17 protein-coding genes are annotated in these 19,210 nt (G+C 62.9%); 5 read left to right on the plus strand and 12 right to left on the minus strand.

Going from position 1 to position 19,210, the window contains the following annotated elements; translation table 11 throughout:
* Window positions 1-96: 96 nt before the first annotated feature.
* The gene (locus EB836_RS08100; protein ID WP_135539276.1) at window positions 97-1,728 is read left to right on the plus strand and encodes an acetolactate synthase large subunit; all 1,632 of its coding nucleotides are present in this window, start codon (window positions 97-99) and stop codon (window positions 1,726-1,728) included.
* Window positions 1,729-1,816: 88 nt separating this feature from the next.
* On the opposite strand, the gene EB836_RS08105 is transcribed toward EB836_RS08100, so the two are convergent.
* A complete protein-coding gene (locus tag EB836_RS08105; protein ID WP_135539278.1) occupies window positions 1,817-3,187 on the minus strand; it encodes an MFS transporter in 1,371 nt (456 codons plus the stop codon).
* A gap of 134 nt (window positions 3,188-3,321) precedes the next feature.
* Window positions 3,322-6,405, minus strand: coding sequence for a cytochrome P450 (locus EB836_RS08110; protein WP_135539655.1), 3,084 nt, complete (start codon window positions 6,403-6,405; stop codon window positions 3,322-3,324).
* A gap of 132 nt (window positions 6,406-6,537) precedes the next feature.
* On the opposite strand from EB836_RS08110, the gene EB836_RS18650 reads away from it, so the two are divergent.
* Window positions 6,538-7,452 (plus strand): LysR family transcriptional regulator, encoded by a 915-nt coding sequence (locus EB836_RS18650; RefSeq protein WP_135539280.1) that lies wholly within the window; start codon window positions 6,538-6,540, stop codon window positions 7,450-7,452.
* 164 nt (window positions 7,453-7,616) lie between these two features.
* Here EB836_RS18650 and EB836_RS08120 read toward each other — a convergent pair whose 3' ends face one another.
* The gene (locus tag EB836_RS08120) at window positions 7,617-8,276 is read right to left on the minus strand and encodes a pentapeptide repeat-containing protein (RefSeq protein ID WP_135539281.1); all 660 of its coding nucleotides are present in this window, start codon (window positions 8,274-8,276) and stop codon (window positions 7,617-7,619) included.
* Between the two features lie 159 nt (window positions 8,277-8,435).
* Between EB836_RS08120 and EB836_RS08125 the strand changes: the two genes are divergently transcribed.
* Window positions 8,436-8,789: an SdpI family protein gene (locus tag EB836_RS08125; protein ID WP_135539283.1), complete on the plus strand. Its 354-nt coding sequence runs from the start codon at window positions 8,436-8,438 to the stop codon at window positions 8,787-8,789.
* 130 nt (window positions 8,790-8,919) lie between these two features.
* Here the strand turns inward: EB836_RS08125 and EB836_RS08130 are convergent, their stop codons facing one another.
* The 5 genes from EB836_RS08130 to infC form a co-directional block, all read right to left on the minus strand.
* Window positions 8,920-9,561: a hypothetical protein gene (locus tag EB836_RS08130; protein WP_135539285.1), complete on the minus strand. Its 642-nt coding sequence runs from the start codon at window positions 9,559-9,561 to the stop codon at window positions 8,920-8,922.
* 665 nt (window positions 9,562-10,226) lie between these two features.
* On the minus strand, window positions 10,227-11,048 hold the full coding sequence (locus EB836_RS08135; protein ID WP_135539287.1) for an RNA methyltransferase: 822 nt from the start codon (window positions 11,046-11,048) through the stop codon (window positions 10,227-10,229).
* A 226-nt stretch (window positions 11,049-11,274) separates the two neighbouring features.
* Window positions 11,275-11,664 (minus strand): 50S ribosomal protein L20, encoded by a 390-nt coding sequence (rplT, locus tag EB836_RS08140; RefSeq protein WP_025779787.1) that lies wholly within the window; start codon window positions 11,662-11,664, stop codon window positions 11,275-11,277.
* A 128-nt stretch (window positions 11,665-11,792) separates the two neighbouring features.
* Complete coding sequence (gene rpmI, locus EB836_RS08145) at window positions 11,793-11,999, minus strand: 50S ribosomal protein L35 (protein ID WP_135539289.1); 207 nt, start codon at window positions 11,997-11,999, stop codon at window positions 11,793-11,795.
* A gap of 99 nt (window positions 12,000-12,098) precedes the next feature.
* The gene (gene infC / locus EB836_RS08150) at window positions 12,099-12,764 is read right to left on the minus strand and encodes a translation initiation factor IF-3 (RefSeq protein WP_240689728.1); all 666 of its coding nucleotides are present in this window, start codon (window positions 12,762-12,764) and stop codon (window positions 12,099-12,101) included.
* 268 nt (window positions 12,765-13,032) lie between these two features.
* Here infC and EB836_RS18165 point away from each other — a divergent pair, with 268 nt between their 5' ends.
* Window positions 13,033-13,404, plus strand: coding sequence for a DUF1844 domain-containing protein (locus EB836_RS18165; RefSeq protein WP_167854400.1), 372 nt, complete (start codon window positions 13,033-13,035; stop codon window positions 13,402-13,404).
* A gap of 67 nt (window positions 13,405-13,471) precedes the next feature.
* On the opposite strand, the gene EB836_RS08155 is transcribed toward EB836_RS18165, so the two are convergent.
* Window positions 13,472-14,164 carry a TetR/AcrR family transcriptional regulator gene (locus tag EB836_RS08155; protein ID WP_135539293.1) on the minus strand — a complete coding sequence of 231 codons (693 nt, stop codon included), beginning with the start codon at window positions 14,162-14,164 and terminating at the stop codon, window positions 13,472-13,474.
* A gap of 137 nt (window positions 14,165-14,301) precedes the next feature.
* Between EB836_RS08155 and EB836_RS08160 the strand changes: the two genes are divergently transcribed.
* Window positions 14,302-15,243 carry an NAD(P)H-binding protein gene (locus EB836_RS08160; RefSeq protein ID WP_135539295.1) on the plus strand — a complete coding sequence of 314 codons (942 nt, stop codon included), beginning with the start codon at window positions 14,302-14,304 and terminating at the stop codon, window positions 15,241-15,243.
* Window positions 15,244-15,260: 17 nt separating this feature from the next.
* Here the strand turns inward: EB836_RS08160 and EB836_RS08165 are convergent, their stop codons facing one another.
* The 3 genes from EB836_RS08165 to EB836_RS08175 form a co-directional block, all read right to left on the minus strand.
* Window positions 15,261-16,898, minus strand: coding sequence for an AbgT family transporter (locus tag EB836_RS08165; RefSeq protein ID WP_135539297.1), 1,638 nt, complete (start codon window positions 16,896-16,898; stop codon window positions 15,261-15,263).
* Window positions 16,899-16,938: 40 nt separating this feature from the next.
* A complete protein-coding gene (locus EB836_RS08170) occupies window positions 16,939-18,285 on the minus strand; it encodes a M20 family metallopeptidase (protein WP_135539299.1) in 1,347 nt (448 codons plus the stop codon).
* A gap of 139 nt (window positions 18,286-18,424) precedes the next feature.
* A complete protein-coding gene (locus tag EB836_RS08175; RefSeq protein WP_135539301.1) occupies window positions 18,425-19,207 on the minus strand; it encodes an SseB family protein in 783 nt (260 codons plus the stop codon).
* Between the last annotated feature and the right edge of the window lie 3 nt (window positions 19,208-19,210).

Consider the following 19,210-nt stretch of genomic DNA (forward strand, 5'->3'; position numbering starts at 1 on the left):
CGTGGGCTCGGAGATGTAGATAAGAGACAGGCCTCGGTGACGGTGGTGTGCGGTGGGTCATAGGGATCGTTCGGTGAGAAGCGTAGGGTCGGGACCATGACGACACAGCGTGCATCAGATGTCATGATCAGAGCCTTGGAGAACGAGGGCGTCGACCGCATCTTCGGCATACCCGGTGAGGAGAACATCGATTTCATCGATTCCCTGCGCCGATCGTCGATCGAGTTCGTCCTCACTCGGCACGAGCAGGCCGCCGCGTTCATGGCGGCCACCTACGGTCGGCTCACGGGCACACCCGGGGTGTGTCTGACGACGCTCGGGCCGGGGGCGCTCAACCTTGCGACGGGGGCCGCGTACGCCCACCTCGGCGGCATGCCGGTCATCATGATCACCGGGCAGAAGGGCATCCGCACGGCTGAGCAGGCGGCGTTCCAGATGGTGAATACGGTGGCGACGATGGATCCGCTGACGAAGGTGAGCAAGCAGATCACCTCGGCTGCGATGATTCCGACCATGGTCCGAGAGGCATTCCGCGTCGCTCAGGCCGAACGTCCGGGACCCGTGCATCTCGAGCTGCCCGAAGACATCGCCGGCCTGCCGGTCGACAGGTACGAACTCATCGAACCGCACACGAATTCGCGGGCCGTCGCCAGTGATCTGGCGATCAAGAACGCCGCAAACGTCGTCCGGGAGGCGAAGCGACCGCTGCTCATGCTCGGTGCGGATGCCTCCCGATCCGACTGCAGCGAAGACCTCTCCCGTTTCGTCGCGCAGATGCGCATCCCCTACTTCACCACGCAGATGGGCAAGGGTTCGGTGTCCGGGTCCTCCGACCTGTACCTGGGCACGGCGGCGCTGACGTCCCGCGATTTCGTCCATGACGCGATCGAGGCCGCCGACGTCATCGTCACGATCGGTCACGACACGACGGAGAAGCCGCCGTTCATGATGGATGAGAACGGACCCACCGTCGTCCACATCGGCTACCGCGCGGCCGTGGTCGAGCAGGTGTATTTTCCGCAGTTCGAGGTCATCGGTGACCTGGGTCCGACCCTGCAGCGGCTCGCCGAGGTGGTCGACAGCCCCACCTCCACCGCCGAGGCGCTGCTGCCGATGCGTGAGGACATCCTCGTCAAGATCCACGAAGGTGCCGACGAGGATCGGTTCATCCCCCAACGGATCGTGCAGGAGGTCCGCGACGTCATGCCCGTCGACGGGATCGTTGCTCTCGACAACGGGATGTACAAGATCTGGTTCGCCCGCAACTATCGGACGACTCGGGCGAACACTCTGCTGCTCGACAACGCGCTGGCGACCATGGGAGCCGGGCTGCCCTCGGCGATCGGAGCGAAGCTGACGTATCCGGAACGTCGGGTCATGGCCGTCGTCGGCGACGGCGGATTCATGATGAACAGTCAGGAGATGGAGACGGCGGTGCGGTTGGGCTTGGACCTCGTCGTGCTCATCCTCGAAGACGATGCCTACGGCATGATCCGGTGGAAGCAGGAATCCGACGGCATGCCCGACTACGGTCTGACCTTCGGCAATCCGGACTTCGTGAAGTACGCGGAATCCTATGGAGCCTCCGGTCATCGGCTCACCGACGTGTCCGAGATGAATTCGGTGTTGTCGTCGGCTTTCGAAGCCGGTGGTGTGCACATCGTCGTCGCGCCCGTCGACTATTCGGAGAACAAGCGGGTGCTCATCGACGAGCTGGGCAAGCACTGAGCCTGCTCGATCGGTGAGGTCTGACTCCGGTGAGGTCCCGCCTCGGCGACTCGCACGGGGCCAAGGCGGGACCCGTCTTTCAGCTCTTTCAGCGCACGCGTGAGTTCCCCACCCGCCACATTCCCGCGCTCTGCTCCTCTTCGTTGCCGACAGAGAGATCGATGCCTTTGCGGTCCCTGAGCAATGACACGGCGATAAGAGATATCACCGCCATTATCACCAGATAGAGCGAGACCGAGGCTGTCGTGCCCGTCGCCTGCAGGAGTGCCTGGGCGATCGTCGGGGCGAACGCACCGCCGATGACAGCTCCCAGGGCATAGGAGATCGCGACTCCGCTGAATCGGATCGAGGCCGGGAAGAGTTCGACATAGAGCGCGGCCTGTGGCCCATAAGAGAGGCCGAGTCCGATGGAGAAGACACCCAGAGACAAATAGAGCAGGCCCAATGATCCGGTGTCGATGAGCCAGAACAGCGGGAAAGCAGTGACGATGAGGATGACGAATCCGATGACATAGGTGCGCACCCGGCCGATGGCATCGGACAGGTAACCTGAGACCGCGGTCGAGACCAGCCAGACGAATGACCCGAAGGTGATGGCCAGCAGCACATCGGTCTGCGAGAAGCCCACTGCATCGGTCGTCGCATATTTCGTCACGAACCCGCCAGTGGTCATATACCCGCTGGCATTGTTACCGGCGAAGATGAGTGCGGCGACGAATACAAGAGGCAGATGCTTCTTCAACAGCACGAGGATCGGTGCCTTGCGCTTGGCCGACTCGACCTGGATCTCTTTGAACACCGGAGTGTCCTCGACGGCCCTCCGTACCCAATAGCCGACGCCGATGAGCACGACCGAGAGCAGGAACGGCACTCTCCATCCCCATTCCATGAATGCGTCTCCCGGTGAGATGACTCCGGTCATGAGTGCAATAACGCCTGACGACAGCAACATGCCCAACGGAACTCCGAGCTGCGGGTAGGATCCGGCCCGACCGCGCTTGTCCACATCGGCGTGTTCGACGGCCAGCAGGGCCGCGCCGCCCCACTCCCCTCCGGCCGAGAGGCCCTGGATGATGCGCAGGAGAATGAGAAGGACCGGTGCTGTCACCCCGATGGTCTCGTACGTGGGAATGAGACCGATGAGGGCAGTGGCCACACCCATCGTGACCAATGTGACGACGAGGATGAAGCGTCTGCCGAGCTTGTCGCCGAAGTGGCCGGAGAGGAAGGCACCGAGCGGCCGGAAGAGGAAGGAGATGCCGATCGTCGCGAAGGCGAGCAGCTGGTCGACGCCCTCACCCGCCGGCGCGAAATAGAGGTGGGCGAAGACGAGCGCGGCCGCGGTCGAATACGTGAAATAGTCGTACCATTCGATCGTCGTACCGATGATGGAGGCGAACGCGACCCTCCGCTGATTCGCTTTCTGCGCCGTCGGCGTCAGTGCGTGTGTGGCAGTCATGAGAACGTCCTTGTTCTGTCGTGGTGGTTAGAAATTGTCAGTCCAGAGTCACCGACAGCCGTGGTGCGACATCGGCACCCAGGCGAGACACTGAAATCCGGTCGGGGCATCCGCCGCCGGGCTGGAACAGCCGGTCAGACCGGTGAGAGCGTCTCGGACAGATTCGTCAGAACTCCTTCTGCCCACTCACAGGCCGCTTCGGTTGCCGGTACCGGCCCTCCGGCATCGTGGCGACCGTATTCGCCAAGCCGAGTCGCTCCCTGAGCCTCGAGCGCTTCTGTCATCAGTTCGCTGCCCCGCGAATATGTCTTCGTGTAGCTGGCGTCGCCCATCCCGAACACGGCGAATCTGACGCCGTCGAGCTCAACGGGCAGGTCGCGCAGTTCATCGTAGAATTGCGCGGCCGAGCTCGGGACATCACCGTCGCCGTACGTCGAGCACACGAGCAAATAGAATCTCTCCGGCTGCAGGTCCGACGGTGACACCGCGGACAGGTCCGAGACCTCCACCTCGGGAAGCTCTCGCAGGACCGTGCCGAGTTCCTCGGCGACGAGTTCAGCGTTGCCGGACTCCGTGCCGAACAGGATCGTCACCGGCATCCCGGGAGACAGGCCCTCAACCGTGCTCGCCGCAGCGTCCGGCAGATAGTCGTCGAGGTCGGTGTCCTCAGCTGTGGCCATCAGGTCCTCACGAGAGGTGATCTTCGCTCGGCAGCGACCTTCACCGGCGCCGAGGCGCTCCTTGAGGTCGATCCGGCGCCAACCGTCGAAATCGATGGCGGTCTCCCCCGGGTCGAGCCCTGGAGCACCGGTGGCGATCGACCCGGTGCTCACCTCAGCGGCGATGGTCGCAGCAAGGATCCTGGCGTCTGTGCGCTGGTCGGGGATGGTTCCGCGGCCGGCACCCTTGAGCCAGCCGATGGCGAAAAGGTTCTCGTCGATCCTGCCGTCTGCGGGGATCGGCGTCGCCGGGCAGATGCCCTGTTTCGCCATCGACATCGGGTCTCCGACAAAGCCGATGGCGGTGATGACAGAATCCACGTCGAGGTGAACGGCCGCACCGTCATGGGTGATGTCGATCCCATCGACCTGCCGAGCGGAGGAAATCGAACCGGTGATCGCATCGGGTGTGCTTGAGAACCACCAGTGCATCTCGATCGCGTCTGCTGGCCCTGTTTGGTATTGGGTATTTTCTGCCGGTTCGACGAGGTCACGGAGGGCATCGAGCTTCGCGTCCTTGCCCTCGGCAACCGTCGACAGATCGACACCATGAAGTGTGTGAGTCAGCCCCGGAACTCGAGCCAGTTCACGGATCATGACCGGATCGAATTTCGCAGTTCGCGATGCTGAACGACCGATGATGTCGATGCGAGCGATCGATTCTCTCATCGGCCCATGTATGGTGTCGTCGATGTCGCTGCCGACCAGGGACTCACGTGCACAGGTGAGCAGCCGGACGATGTCGATGGCGACATTGCCCTGACCGACAACGGCAATTCTCCTACCCAGTTCGACCGCCGACCGCTCCTCATCGGGGTGCCCATTGAGCAGGCGGGTGATCCTGCCTGCCCGGTGCACCTGGGGCAGGTCGTCTCCGGGGATGCCGAGGGTACGGTCGAGGGAGAGCCCGCTGGCGAGGACCACGCTGTCATAGTTCTCCTTGAGCTCATCCATCGACACGTCGATGCCCAGTTCGGTGTTGCCGATGAATCTCACTCGGGGATCGGTGAAGAGTCGGTCGAACTGACTCGTCACGGATTTGGTGCCCTGGTGATCAGCCGCGACTCCATAGCGCAGCAGCCCGTATGGCACAGGGAGCTTGTCGAAGATGTCGACGCGGCCTCCGGGCACCTGCCGCAGTATCTCCTTCGCACTGAAGCAGCCTGACGGTCCGGCACCGATGATCGCGATCGTGGGTCCGTGCGACCGGCCAGCCGCATCGTCACTCGTCGCGGCCGCTCGGCCATAGGCGGACTTTCCGTAGTCGGGCTCTGTCCGCGCGCTCGACCACGCCACGGGGAGTTTGAGCATGCCGCGGAACACCCAGCCTCCGACCGCAGTTTCACGAGATTCATCGACGCGCAATCCCTCAAGACTGTTGAAGAGGAGCGGAAGAGCCACTTCGGCGATCTCGGCTCTTGCGGCCCAGTTGCCCAGGCACACGTGCACTCCTTTGCTGAAGGCCAGATGCGGTTTCGCTTCCCGATGGATGTCGAACCGATCGGCGTGTTCCCATACGGTTTCGTCGCGATTGGCCGAGAGCACGCAGATTCCGAGCTTCGCTCCTGCAGGCAGGTGGGTGCCCGCGAGGACGGTGTCCTGGGTGGTTTGGCGGGAATACATGCCGATGGGGGCGATCCACCGAATGGTCTCCTCGAACACAGTTGGCCACAGCTGCGGGTTGGCCATGACGGCCTCACGCTGATCGGGGTGGTTGAACAGGGCAAACGCCGCAACTCCGAGAGCATCGCGGGGCTCGTTGAGTCCCCCGCCGATGGTCATCTTGATGTTCGCCCGGATCTGCTCGATCGGCATGGTTTCGCCCGGCATCGATAGGAGCCCCGAGATGAGCGAATCATCACGGTGGGTGAGATGGTAGTCGAGCATTTCGTCGAGTGCCGCGTCGACCTCGTTGAACGACCGCTCCCCTTTGGCCCAGACTTCGGGGTCGTCCGCGTAGTTGCCAGTGGCGTCGATCATCGTCTGCGACCAGCGCTGCAGGTCGAGCTGATCGGCGTTGTACAGCCCGAGCATGCGACGCAGGGTCTCCGCTGCGAAGGGCGCGGCGAAGTCCCAGATGAGGTCGATATCAGTGCCTTTTTCGACGAGTTGATCCAAACGATCCTCGGCAACTTCGCGGTACATAGATGTCCACACGCGTTTGACGTAACCGGGCTTGAGCACCGGTTGCCAGGCTCGGCGCTGCTCATAATGTTCGGGATCATCGCGTCGGAGCATGGAATGGCCCATCGCGCGGATCTGCAGGGAGCCCTCTTCGTTCGCGGAGAAGATGTCCTGGTCATGTTCGGTTGCGCTGACGGCCTCATATCTGGTGATCAGATAGCGGTTGACCGCAGGAACCCAGTGCACTCCGCCTTCGGCACGGAGCCGTTCATAGATCGGAAACGGATTCTCGTAGAGTTCCGGGATCTTCACCCAGTCCGCCACCGGTGCCGAGGTGACTGCCCTGCGGGTGTGTTCGTGAAGACCTGACGTCATCATCATCTCCTCATCGTTGCGACAGCTTATGTCGGTGCGATCACTCTGTGATCGTGTTCACAGTCCAGTCTGCGATGGGTACTATGAAAGGAAAAGCGGAATTAATCTGAGAACTAATCCGGAAATACGAAGATGCATTCTGATCACGCCCCGAACTATTCACTGAGGCAACTGTCTTATCTCCTCACCGCAGCCCGGCTGGGTACGATCTCGGCTGCGGCGGCGGAACTGCATGTCTCCTCCTCGGCAATCTCCGATTCGATCACCGCGCTCGAACATCAGATGGATGCACAGCTGTGCGTGAGGAGGAAGGCTCAGGGACTGGTGCTCACTGCCGCCGGAAGACAGGTGGCCGCCCGAGCCACGCGCCTGATCTCCGAGGCGAACGAACTCGAGCGTGAACTCAGATCACACGATGGCGAACTGGCCGGTCCGATCACCATCGGTTGCTATCCGACTCTGGCACCGGTGATTCTGCCCGTACTGCTCGACGATTTCGGCAAGCAGCACCCACGAGTAAGTCTCGAAATAGTCGAGACCACACAGGACCGCTTGACCGGAACTCTGGAGTCTGGAGAGATCGACGTTGCTTTTGTCTACGAGACGCTCATTCCGGGGACGCCGAACCACGCGAGGCTCTTCGCACAGCCTGCCCATGTGATCCTGGCAGCAGATGATCCCTTCGCTGCTCGAGAGGCCGTGCGTCTGGAGGATCTCGTCGAACGTGACATGATCCTCCTCGACTCTCCTCCTTCGAGCCAACACACGCTGGGAATGTTCCACGACCGAGGTTTGGCGCCGAGGATCCGTCACCGAACGACCAGCTACGAAGTTGTGAGAACACTTGTCGGTCGCGGACTGGGCTACGGCGTCTTGGTTCAGAGGCTGACGAATACTGCCAGTTATGAGGGGTATCCTCTGGTCGTCAAGGAGATCAAGCCGGCAGTTGAGCCAGTCGGCGTCGAAGTGATCTGGCCCTCTGACCACGCGTCGCCGAAGCGCGCACAGGCTCTGGTCGAGTTCGCCAAGAACCAGCAATGGACATGATGAAGCAGCTGATGGCTGCAAGACTCGGACGCAGGGTCAGCGACCGCCTTCCGGCCCTCGGACGTCCGACGCAATGCTGTTGTACGCTCGCGTGTTCTTTTTGAATCAAGACCGATTCCCATGTCCGAGCGTGGACGACGCGCATGGACGAATACTCAGGATGCTCATTCCACGGTGATGCCGAGCTCCCGAGCGAAGAGGTCGGCAAAGAGCATGAGCTGGGTGTCGTCGATCGTCGCTCCGCGCAGCGAGTGCACCCCGGAGATCTTGTGCGGCTGCAGCCCACGGATATCGACACTGCCGAGAGTCGCTCCCTCGCATTGGAATGCACCGACACTGCTCCCTGGAAACGCGACCCGATTGACTTTGGCGCGGTCCAGGTCGATCTCGTCGATGACGCAGTCCCGGAATTCGACATCGGTGAGTGTGGCCCCGCGCAGGTTGAGATACGAGATGCGACAGTTCTCAAATCGCACCTTCTCCCACACGCTGTCATGAGTCACCCCCGCGCCGATCCGTGTGCCTCGGATCTCCGTGTGCAGAAGGCTGCCTCGTGGCATCGTCCACGTGTCGGCCCGACAGTCGTCGACCCGTGTTCCGGAGAAACGCCCGCCCGTCAGGTTCGCCGGCGCCTCTGCTAGGCCGAAGTTCACTCGCGTCAGCGTGCAGTCGAGGAACGTCGCCTGTGCCGAGTCAACCTCGGTGAGGTCGAGATCGTTGAATTCCATACCTTCGAGGAATTCTTCTGCGCCAAGGTCTCCGAGGTAGCCGGGAGTCAGTGAGCCGAGGGTGATCTTGGGTGCGCGGGGAGGTTCGGTCGTCATGTGCTCACCGTATCTGGCTCGCCGGACACGGGGCGTTCTCACCTGTTCGGCCGACGTTGCAGCTGCGTGACCGATACACTGCAGGAGGAGTGCTCTCAGCATGCGCCGCTTCGAATCGGCTTCGTTCCAGGAGGTGATCGATAGGTGTTCTACCCTCCGATGATCGGCTATCTGGTCATTGCCGCTGTCTGCGTCCTTATGCAACTGGGAATCGCTCGGAGAATGATCGGTCGCAATCGGATAATCGGGATTCGGACGAAGCACACTCTCAGCTCAGACGAGTCGTGGGAACGCGGCCAACGGGCGGCTGCTCCTTATGTCTACGGCGTGGCCGTGGTCGCGATCGGCCACGTGGCGGCTCTGGCCGCTGTGGAAGCATTCGAGCTCCCGCGAACCGTGGGACATCTGCTCGCCATTTCGGGGTGGATCATCATCCTGGCCTGCTGCGTTTTCATCTGGCGCGCCGCCAATTCAGCGGCAAAGGCCACACCCCCAGAACCTCTCACCCGCTGATTCCGAGCACTCCCGCAGATGCGCACGCTCGCAGTGTCTCGTTCAACAGCTTTTCAGGTTTTCGATACGAGGCACCATCGATAGTCTGAATGGCTGTTGATCCACGACGCCGAATCGGTCGCTTCCGACATCAGCCGGTGCGAGCGCTGCGCCGCTCGACGCTCTCTTTGATCCTGAGAAAGACGTCCGCAGAGAAAAGATCCTGCCAGCGAAGGCGAAAAACCGCGTAACCGAGATTCCGCAACTTGTTTTCTCGGCGACGTTCCTTCTCCATCTCATCCCGAGGGTTCTTCCCCGGCAAATGGTATTTCCCCTCGCCGTCGAACTCAGCGATGACTCTTGCCTTCTTGTTCGCGAAATCCGTGCGGCCGATGAAACGGTCCTGCTCATCGTAGAACTCCACTTGCGGTTCGAACCCCGGAACCGAATACTCAACAAATCGGACAGCACAGATCGATTCCGACACCGACTCGCGACCGCCATTCATAAGGTGCACTGCGTCAGCGACTCTCCGTGCCAAGGTCCGCGGAGGATGTGCCTCGCAATACCTGATGATGGCTTGTTCCGATGTGAACCCGCGATGCACCGCGGCATCAAGGACTGCCACGGCAAAAGCCAACGGGTAGTCTCGTGCAATGTCAGAGAGAGTCCTCAACACTGACGTCACCGGAATCCCAGCTACCTCGACGATGTCCGACTCCGCCAAGTCTCGACGCCGAACCAGCATCGTCGCATGGCGCACTCCGTACTTCGGATGAATTGCTTCGGCCATCGGACTGCTGTCCTTGTCGAGATACGGGATGGGCAACCCGTGGACGATCAACGCGCTGCGATGAGATAAGACGCAGCGGGGCGGCATACGGCCAGCGTAGGATCGGACCAAGATGCGCAAGTCCTCATCCCGCTTCCGCATCCCAGATTCTTCGACTGGAAGATTGACATCCGCCGCTGCGGCAAAAGTTGCCACGTAACCGTGGTCAGGGTGCCTGCACTCTTTTGACACAACGTAGATGCCGTGGCGCACACGTCGAAGACAGCATCGCAAGGCGTGGGTGATCTGATGCGTTGACCACCCGGCGTCTTGGAGTTCTGCGGTACTCAAGCAGATGAACATGCTCACCAGCATGTGCCGTGCCACAGCAGACAGGCAAGGGCGGCGCAAGGGGCTGTGGACAACCCCCGACTCGTGCGCACAGGGTCAGAAAATCAGGCGCCTTCGTCGCCCAACGTGGCCGAATATGCGCTTCCTCCCCGGCAAGCTGCGGACGGGACGACCGGGCTCGTTCAACCACGAATCAGGTTTTCGATGCTAGCTCGTATCGAAAACCTGATTCACCGTTGAACGAGGCGCTCAAAACCGTGCGGCCGTTGAGCCAGGCTCAATTATCTGTTCCACAGTGCCGCTGGCTCAGCAAAGATGGCCGCGCCCACGAAACCTCACATCCGTTGGTTGCGCGCACTCTCGTAGATGCACACGCTCGCAGCGGTCGCGAGATTGAGGCTCTCGGCCGAGCCGTAGATCGGCACGGCAACAGACGAATCGCACAGCTCCAGATCGTCGGCACTCATCCCCCATGCTTCGTTGCCGAAGACCCACGTGGTTCGCGCCGTCAGGTCAAGCCCGGTATCCCACGGGTGGTGAAGATCGTGCGCCTCGTCGTTCGCGTCGGCCGCGAGGACCTGCAGGCCGCGGGCTCGCGCAAGTTCAGTGACCTCGGACAGTCCGACTCCGGTGACGACGGGGATGTGGAAGAGAGAGCCGGCAGTTGAACGCACCACTTTGTCGTTGTAGGCATCAACGGACGACGATGTCAGCACCACAGCGTCGGCGCCGGCGGCATCGGCCAGTCGGATGATCGTACCGGCGTTGCCCGGGTCGCGGACCTGGGAGAGGACGACGACAAGCTGCGCTTCCTTGTTCAGTACCGAGGTCAGCTCGACATCGAGAGTCTTGCACACGGCGACGACCCCCTGCGAGTTCACGGTCGTCGCCAGCTCGGTGAGCACCTCGGGGGTGACGATGCTGCACTGCAGACGCCCATGTTTGGCCGAGGCCATGAATTCGGGATGCTCCTCGGCGGCTTCCTCGGTGATGAACAGCTCGACCACGGAGCCCGCCAGCGCCAATGCCTCACGCACGGCCTGCGGACCCTCGACGAGGAACTGCCCCGTGGCCTTGCGGTCACGACGCTTGAGCAGCTTCGCGGCGTTCTTGATCCGCTTCGACTGCGGCGAGGAGATGACGTCAGGGAGCTTCATGCGTGCGTGGTCCTAAGAGTCGATGGAGGGAGCTGCTGGAATACGAGAACTTTGCCGGGAGGGAGCCAGGCCGGGTCGGTGCCGCGGCCGGCACGAACCGACCTAGAGCGCGAGCGATGGCCCGAACAGACTCGACGGCCCCGAACCATGTCAGTTCGGGGCCGTCGACGGTCACCGAGGTGACCAATCAGTCACGAGTGTGACTGGAGTATTCAGGTGACGCTGCTCAGGCGGCGTCGGTCTTCGCTGCGTTGACGTCAGCAGGAAGAGCGTCCTTGGCGACCTTGACCAGGTGCGCGAAGGTGGCCGAGTCGTTGACGGCGAGTTCAGCGAGCATGCGACGGTCGACCTCGACTCCAGCGGCCTTGAGGCCCTGGATGAAACGGTTGTAGGTCATGCCGTTGGCGCGGGCGCCGGCGTTGATGCGCTGGATCCAGAGGCGACGGAAGTCCCCCTTGCGCTTGCGACGGTCACGGTAGCTGTAGACCAGCGAATGAATGACCTGCTCTTTGGCCTTGCGGTACAGGCGCGAGCGCTGTCCGCGGTAGCCGCTTGCCCGGTCGAGGATGACCCGGCGCTTCTTGTGGGCGTTGACCGCCCTCTTCACACGTGCCACGTGTTACTCCTTTGAAAAGTTCGTATCTTCCGGCGGTGCCGGACTCTGGTTCAAGCTGTGGGAGCCGGTGATCGGCTGCCCGGGGAGATCCCGGAGACTCGTCCGAGAAAGAAGACCCGAAAGGGGTCTCACCTGCCCTTGAGCTTGCCCAGAAGCTTGCGGGCCATGGCGCGGTCTCCACCGGTGATGACCTGGTCGGTGGACACCCGGCGCTTGCGGCCCGAGGACTTGCCCTCGAACTTGTGCTGGTTGTTCACGCCTTCACGCATGATCTTGCCAGTGCCAGTCACGCGCATGCGCTTCTTGGCGCTGCTGTTCGTCTTCTGCTTCGGCATAGTGCCGTTCTCCTTTGCAATTCGTTGTCGGCGGTGGCCGCCGGCAACTACTTCACACGCACAGACCAGGGGGCCTGGAACGCGACGTTACCTGTTTGCTCACGCCTCGGGTTGAGCTGAGTTCTTCTCTGCAGCAACCCGATCGCGACGGGACTTCACCTCAGCGGACTTGCCCTTGGCACCTGCCGATGCCTTGCGAGCCTCCGCCTTGGCGTCAGACTTTGATTTGTGCGGGGCGATGACCATCACCATGTTGCGTCCGTCGACTCGCGGGGAGGATTCGACGGTGCCGAGGTCCGACACATCTTCGGCCAAGCGGTTGAGCAGCTTGATGCCCATTTCCGGGCGGGACTGCTCACGTCCGCGGAACATGATCATGACCTTGACCTTGTCGCCGCCTTCGAGGAAGCGGGTGACGTGGCCCTTCTTCGTCTCGTAATCGTGTTCGTCGATCTTGAGACGGAAGCGGATCTCCTTCAGCGCAGTGTTTGCCTGGTTCTTCCGAGCTTCCCTGGCCTTCTGAGCAGATTCGTACTTGAATTTTCCGTAGTCCATGAGCTTGGCTACGGGTGGCTTCGCCTGCGGGGCTACCTCGACGAGATCGAGATCCGCCTCACGGGCGAGATCGAGTGCCTTGCGAATGGCAACGATACCGACCTGTTCACCATTGGGTCCGACCAACCGGACCTCGGGAACCCGAATCCGGTCATTGATGCGCGTCTCGCTGATGTGTTCACTCCTTTTGCTCAAATGTGGTCGTGGCAACGAAAAAGGCTCCCGTTGACACATGCCAAGGGAGCCTGCACACACGAGCAGTACGGTCAACCGTACGTCTTCGGTGAATACACCTCGATCTGCAACCCATGCGGACAGTCGTCCGCGGGAGAGATCTTTGGACCCGATCGCTCTTCGCGATCAAGGTGGGAGTCAGACTCCGCTTCGCACCAGCTACCAGTGTACTACGCTTCATGACTCTTCGCACATCGAGACCCTGGTGTGATCGCCGCGTTGATTTATATGTCAAGCTTATGGCATGAGTTCTGAAGAATCCGTTCCCGCCGAGGCGGTCGCCGAAGTCACCCGCGATATCGCCGAGGTTCCCGCCGTCGAGGTCATCACCTCCAGCGCCGTCCATCTCATGTCCGCCGCCGCCATCAAGTGCGGCCTCGCCGACGACGGACCGGACGGCCCCGGGTCCGACCTCAAGGACCTCGATGAGGCCCGTAAGCTCATCACGGCGCTGGCCGGCTTCATCACCGGCGCCGCCACGGTGATCGGCGATCACCACGCCCGCCCGCTGCGCGATGGACTGCGCAGTCTGCAGCTGGCCTTCCGTGAGGCCTCGGAGATTCCCGACGCCCCCGGCGAAGGCCCCGGAGAGAAGTTCACCGGCCCCGTCCGCTGACCCCACTCCCCCGCCAATAGCTGATCCAGCGGCCCTCGATCATCGATCGGGGGCCGCTGTCGCATCCTCACTCGCCGAGGCGGCCGACCACCGCGGACATGAGGTTGTCTTCGACGTCATCGAATCCCGGCCCGAACTGACCGAACCGCAAGGCATTGATGAGCCCGACGATGCCGACCCAGATCGTGACGGTCTCCAGAATGACGGAATCGTCGTAGCCGAGCCCGAGCTCTTCGAACCCTTGTCGCAGCGGCTTGAGCGTCGCGCTCGGTTTCCGCACTTCGACACCCGAGGTGCCCTGCACCTGTCCGGCCCGGCTGGCAACCTCGAAATCATTGCGGGATTCCGCCACCAGGGATGCCAGGGCGACCATGATTCGTGTTCCCGGCACCACGGTCTCTTCCCGTGGGGCCTCATAGTCGGCGATCGGAGTGCCGTAGATGAGCGCCCAGCGGTTCGGATACCTCCGCGCCCAGGCGAGCATCGACAGCGCCAGAGTCTCCACGTTCCGCTGCTCTGCCAGAGCCTCATCGACGGTGTCGGCGATCTGGGTGAAAGCGTCACGGATGAGGATCGTCAGCAGCTCATCGCGGCTCTTCACATAGCGGTAGACCGCGCTCGAGACGACACCGAGCTCGCGGGCGATCGCCCTCAGAGACAGGCCGTCGACCCCGTCTTCGTCGATCATCCGGTTGCCGATGCGTGTGATCTGCGCTTCGGTCTCGACGCGAGCGCGCTGGCGTGGGGTCGTCTCAGTCATGGATCCACTCTACGATCCGAGAACAGAGATAACAATTGTGAGCACTGCTCTTGAATTGAACCGCCTTGAGGTCTACGCTGATTTTTCGAGATCACCGCTCTCTCAATTTGATTCGAGGTCATCGGAAAGGACCCGTCATGAAGCAAGCACTCGTCATCGGCAACGGCCAGATCGGTTCGGAGATCGCCGCCCAACTCATCGGCTCAGGGGTCACCGTGCGCATCGCCACGCGCTCGGGTGGCCGTGCACAGCAGGCCGTGACCGTTGGGGCACCGGCACCCAGTCCCGCTCCCGCGCATATCAGGGCCGACGCCACGGACCGTTCGCAGCTGGCTCAGGCTGCGGAGGGCGTCGATGTGATCTTCGCCTGCGCTCATGCCCCCTATGACAGCCGGAAATGGGAACAGGTCCTCCCGCGGCTGGATCAGGCGGTCCTCGACACCGCCGCCGAACTGAGCATCCCCGTCGTCTTCCCCGAATCGGTATACGCCTTCACCGGCCTCACCCGACCGATCACCGAGACCTCACCCTTCGCTCCTGTCGAAGACAAAGGCCGAATCCGGCAGCGGCTCCTCGAGGCTCGCTCCGCTCATTCTGCGACGTCTGCCAGTGTCATCGCCGGGGATCTGCTCGGCAGAACCGCAGAGAAGTGGTCATCGGTCGTGCGGATGTGCATCACCGAGCCGATCTCCAAGGGGCGCCGCGCCCTGGTCCCGGCACGGACAGATGTCCCTCATGGAATCACCGTCATCGCCGATCACGCGGCCGCAATGATCCAGGCGGCAGAGGATCTGACGACCGTCCCCGCGGGGACGCATCAGCTGCGCATCGCACCGGCCTCGAATCCGACTCTCACTGAGATCGCTGATTTCACCGCGGACGTTCTGGGGCAGAAGCACAAGCGTCCGGTCCCGGTGCCGCGCTGGGTGACCAGGGCCGTCGGTGCGTTCGAACGCTCCTTCTATGAGCTCAACCAGCTGGCCCCCATCTGGTACGAACCCTGCGTCATCGAACCGGGCACCTTGGCCGACGCGGTCCCGATCACCGATTGGCGCGACGGCGTGCGGCAGATGCTGTGAGCACTACCCGGTGCGCCCTAGTTGAGGAAGATCCCATTGCCCGGTCCCAGCGGCAGGTCGAAGAAGTACCAGATGGCCAACAGCGCAGCCCACGCGAGCCAGAACGGGATGACGAATGGGAACATTCGCGAGATCACGGTGCCCAGCCCCGCGCTCGGCTCGTAGCGGCGGACGAGGCCGAGGAGGACGATCATGTACGGGTTGAGCGGGGTGATGACCTGAGTGGCTGAATCTCCGACGCGGAAGCCGGCCTGGATGAACGCGGGTTCGTATCCGAGCAGGGTGAACAGGGGCACGAACACCGCGGCCATGAGAGTCCACATGGATGAGCCGGAGATGATGAACAGGTTGAGCACGCTGGCCAGGAGCATGAAGCCGATGACCGCGGCAAACCCTGTCAGCCCGATCGCCTCGAGCCCCGAGGCACCGGCCACAGCGATCCACGAACCGATGCCCGTCCAATTGAACAGAGCGATGAACTGGCCGAGGATGAACGCAAGGATGAGGAATGACATCATGTCGATAATCGACTGACTCATCATCCTCACCAGATCGTTCATCGACCGCACGGTGCGCACGGCGAATCCGTAGACGACTCCCATGAGCATGAAGTAGGCGAAGACGATGAACACGATCGATGACAGCAGCGGTGACTCCGGCAGGAATCCGCCGTCCTCGTTGCGCCACGGCGAGTTCGGGATGAGCACGGAGAACAGGATCAGCGCGGTCAGCAGCAGCGCTGCGAGAACAGCCCAGATCAGACCCCGCTTCTCCTGCGGTTCGAGTTCGGCCCTGATCTCGGAATCTTCGTCTTCGGCTCCGCCACCGCCTGCACTCCCGGATTCGCCGTACGGGTTGTCCGCTCGATACTCTTTCGCCAGCCCCTGAGCTCCTGCATTCGCGTATTCGCGGGGGACGCCTCGGCGGATCATGTTCGGTTCGATGAGACGGTCGATGATGAATCCGGCGACGATGGCCAGCACGATCGACGACGCGATGTTGAAGTAGTAGTTCGACACGGGGTTGACGGCCGTGAAGTCGGTGTTCGGCAGGGTGTCCATCACCGAGGTGGTGATGCCGGCGAACAGCGCATCGAGGCTCGTCGGCACGATCGACGTCGAATATCCGGCACCGGTGGCGGCGAATCCGCCGATGAGCCCGGCCATCGGGTGGCGACCGGCGGCTTTGAACACGAGCGCGGCCAAGGGCGGGATGATGATGAACGCAGAGTCGGACATGATCGACCCGGTGACTCCGACGAACCCGACGGCATAGGGCAGCAGCCAGCGTGGACTCCTGCCGAAGGCGATGCGCACGGCCGCGGCGAGCATTCCCGACTTCTCAGCGACACCGACGGCCAAGAGGATCGGCAGCACGGTGGCCAGCGGCGGGAATCCGAGGTAGTTCTCCCCCATCGTCGTCGTCAGCCACGACAGCCCCTCACCGGTGAACAGTCCTTTGATCGCGATGGTCTCGTCATCGCCGGGGATGGTGACCGAGACCCCGGCCATCGCCATCGCCGTCGAGACCAGCCCGGTGATGATGAACAGACCGAGGAAGAGGGTGAAGGGCTCCGGCAGCTTGTTGCCGACGTTCTCGACCCAGTCCAGCAGTCGCTGCCCGATGCCGACCTTGCCCTGTGTCGTCGTTGACATGGATGCTCTCTTTCTTGCGGTGGTCAGAGTCCTCAGGCGATCAGGCGAAGTAGTTCTCGACGTCGATGGCTCCCCCATCTCGGGCGAACTCTTCGGCGACTTCGGCGGCCAGGTCGTCGTCGACGAGGAAGTCCAGGGCCGTACACGCCAGTCCATAGGCCGCGTCGCTCGCTGCTGACTCTGCGGCCGGGGTCTTCGCGGCTTCGGCGAATTCACGGGTGTGCAGGGCCACCTCGGCGTCGGCGGTCTTGATGAGCGGGTGAATGCCGGGGATCCGGTAGGAGACGTTGCCGAAGTCTGTGGATGCGGCGATCGACTCGTCGAGGACACCGCGGGGAAGCGGAGACCGCCCGCGGGCCTGTTCGTGCTCTGCCCAACGTCGGGTCAGCGCCGAGTTCGCGCGCACGGGCAGCGACGGCGGGTGTTCGTCCCAGGCGACGTCGACTCCGGTGCCGGTCATCAGTGCAGCACCCTGCGCGGCGTCTTCGACCCGGTCCGAGAGCTCCTTGAGCGTTTCTGGGAACTTCGACCGGACGTAGCACTGGACCGTGGCGGCCTCGGTGATGATCGACGGTCGGGTGCCGCCGTCGGTGATCACGGCGTGCAGGCGCGAGATCGGGGGCATCTGCTGCCGCAGCAGGCCGAGTCCCTGGTAGAAGAGGTTCGCCGCGTCGAGGGCGTTGCGGCCCATGAACGGCTGCGCCGAGGCGTGGGCTGCGATGCCGGAGTAGGTGACGGTGAGCAGTCGCCGTCCCAACCACACCTGGTCGGCGCAGTCGTAACCGTAGCCGTGGACCATGATCGCCGCATCGAGACCGTCGAAGGCACCGGCCCGGGCCATGACCTCCTTGCCCGAGTGCCCCTCTTCTGCCGGGGTGCCCAGCAGCACGACGGTGCCCGGCACAGCCTCGGGATCCTTCTCATACAGTGCGTGGAGTGCGAGGAAGGCGCCGACCCCCGCGGTGGCGATGATGTTGTGTCCGCAGGCGTGTCCGATCTCGGGCAGGGCATCGTATTCGGCGAGGATCGCAATGGTCCGCCCCTGCCCGGAACCGGTCGTGGCCCGCAGCGTCGTCTCGACCCCGTACAGTCCCGTCTCGACGTCGATGCCGTGCTTGTCCAGCACCGAGGCGATTGCGGCGACGGATTCGAATTCGACGAAGGCGGTCTCGGCCAGCGTATGGATCGTGTGGAGCAGGTCCGTCAGCTCGCTCTGTGCGGCGTCGAGGCCTGCGGCGATTCCGGTGCGGCTCGTCTCCGGGGCACCGGCGAAGTCCGAGTCCCAGTCGGCGGCCGCTTCGGCCCGAATCCGGGTCTGGTGGGCCATCTGGTCGAGGTAGCTCTCGTCCGGTGCGGTCGGGTGATTGAGATCACGGAATCCACTCATGGCTGTAAGCATAGGTGTCTTGCCGTTGTGGCACACCCGATTCCGTCATTTCCGATCCCGTCATGTCCGAATCCGCCGAGGCGGCACCGCATGATCCGGTGGCCGTCGGGGCCTCGTCGGTGCCGGGGTTCAGTGAGTCTCAGGCTTCGATGATGCGGATGGCGAGGGAGTCGATCTTCGCGACGAGTTCCTCGTCGGCGGCGACGGTCTCCTGGAACCGGCGCACCTCTTCCTGCGGCACCTCGGATTCGACGCCGAGGGTGATGCCGAGCTCCGGTCCTGCGAGGTGGACGGAGTTGCTGCCGGGGCTGACGCCCAGCCGAGCCAGCCACGGAAACGACTCGGCGATGGCACGCAGACGCCGGGCCACCTCGGCGTCGGCCCAGGATGGGGTCCAGGGCTGGGACTGGACGAAGGCGAACATGGCCGGCCGGCGCAGCAGGAAGGAGGGCTCGGCTCCCGGGTCGAGGACGACGAGCTGGGATTCGGCCTCGATCGCACCGAGCACGAGCCGTTCGGATTCGATCGGCACGGGGCGGGCATCCGGATGCCAGGCGGTCAGCGGCGGAATGCCGGAGAAGCCGGGCGTGCACTCGCGTCCGTCCTCGGCCTGGAGGCGGACCATCGCCATCTCCGAAGAGTTGTCGGCCATGAGCCCGTTCTCTCCGACCTCCTGGTCGACGACCATCGGCACGATCGGGGCGTAGAGTCGGGCCCCGGACAGTGCCGTGACGACCTGCTGGTGTGCGGCGGGTTCCAGGGGCGTTTGTGCGACCTGGTTCAACGCTTCCAGCAGTGCGGTGTCGGCCAGTCCGGAGTCCCCGGAGAACGGGTTGGGTTTGAGTTCCCGCCCGGCCCAGGCCTGTCCGGCCGAGTCCGTGGGCTGATGGGAGTCCTCTGGACCGTGCGAGTGTGTGCTCACCGG

The sequence above is a fragment of the Brevibacterium sp. S111 genome (genome assembly GCF_004745075.1).
Classification (GTDB): domain Bacteria; phylum Actinomycetota; class Actinomycetes; order Actinomycetales; family Brevibacteriaceae; genus Brevibacterium.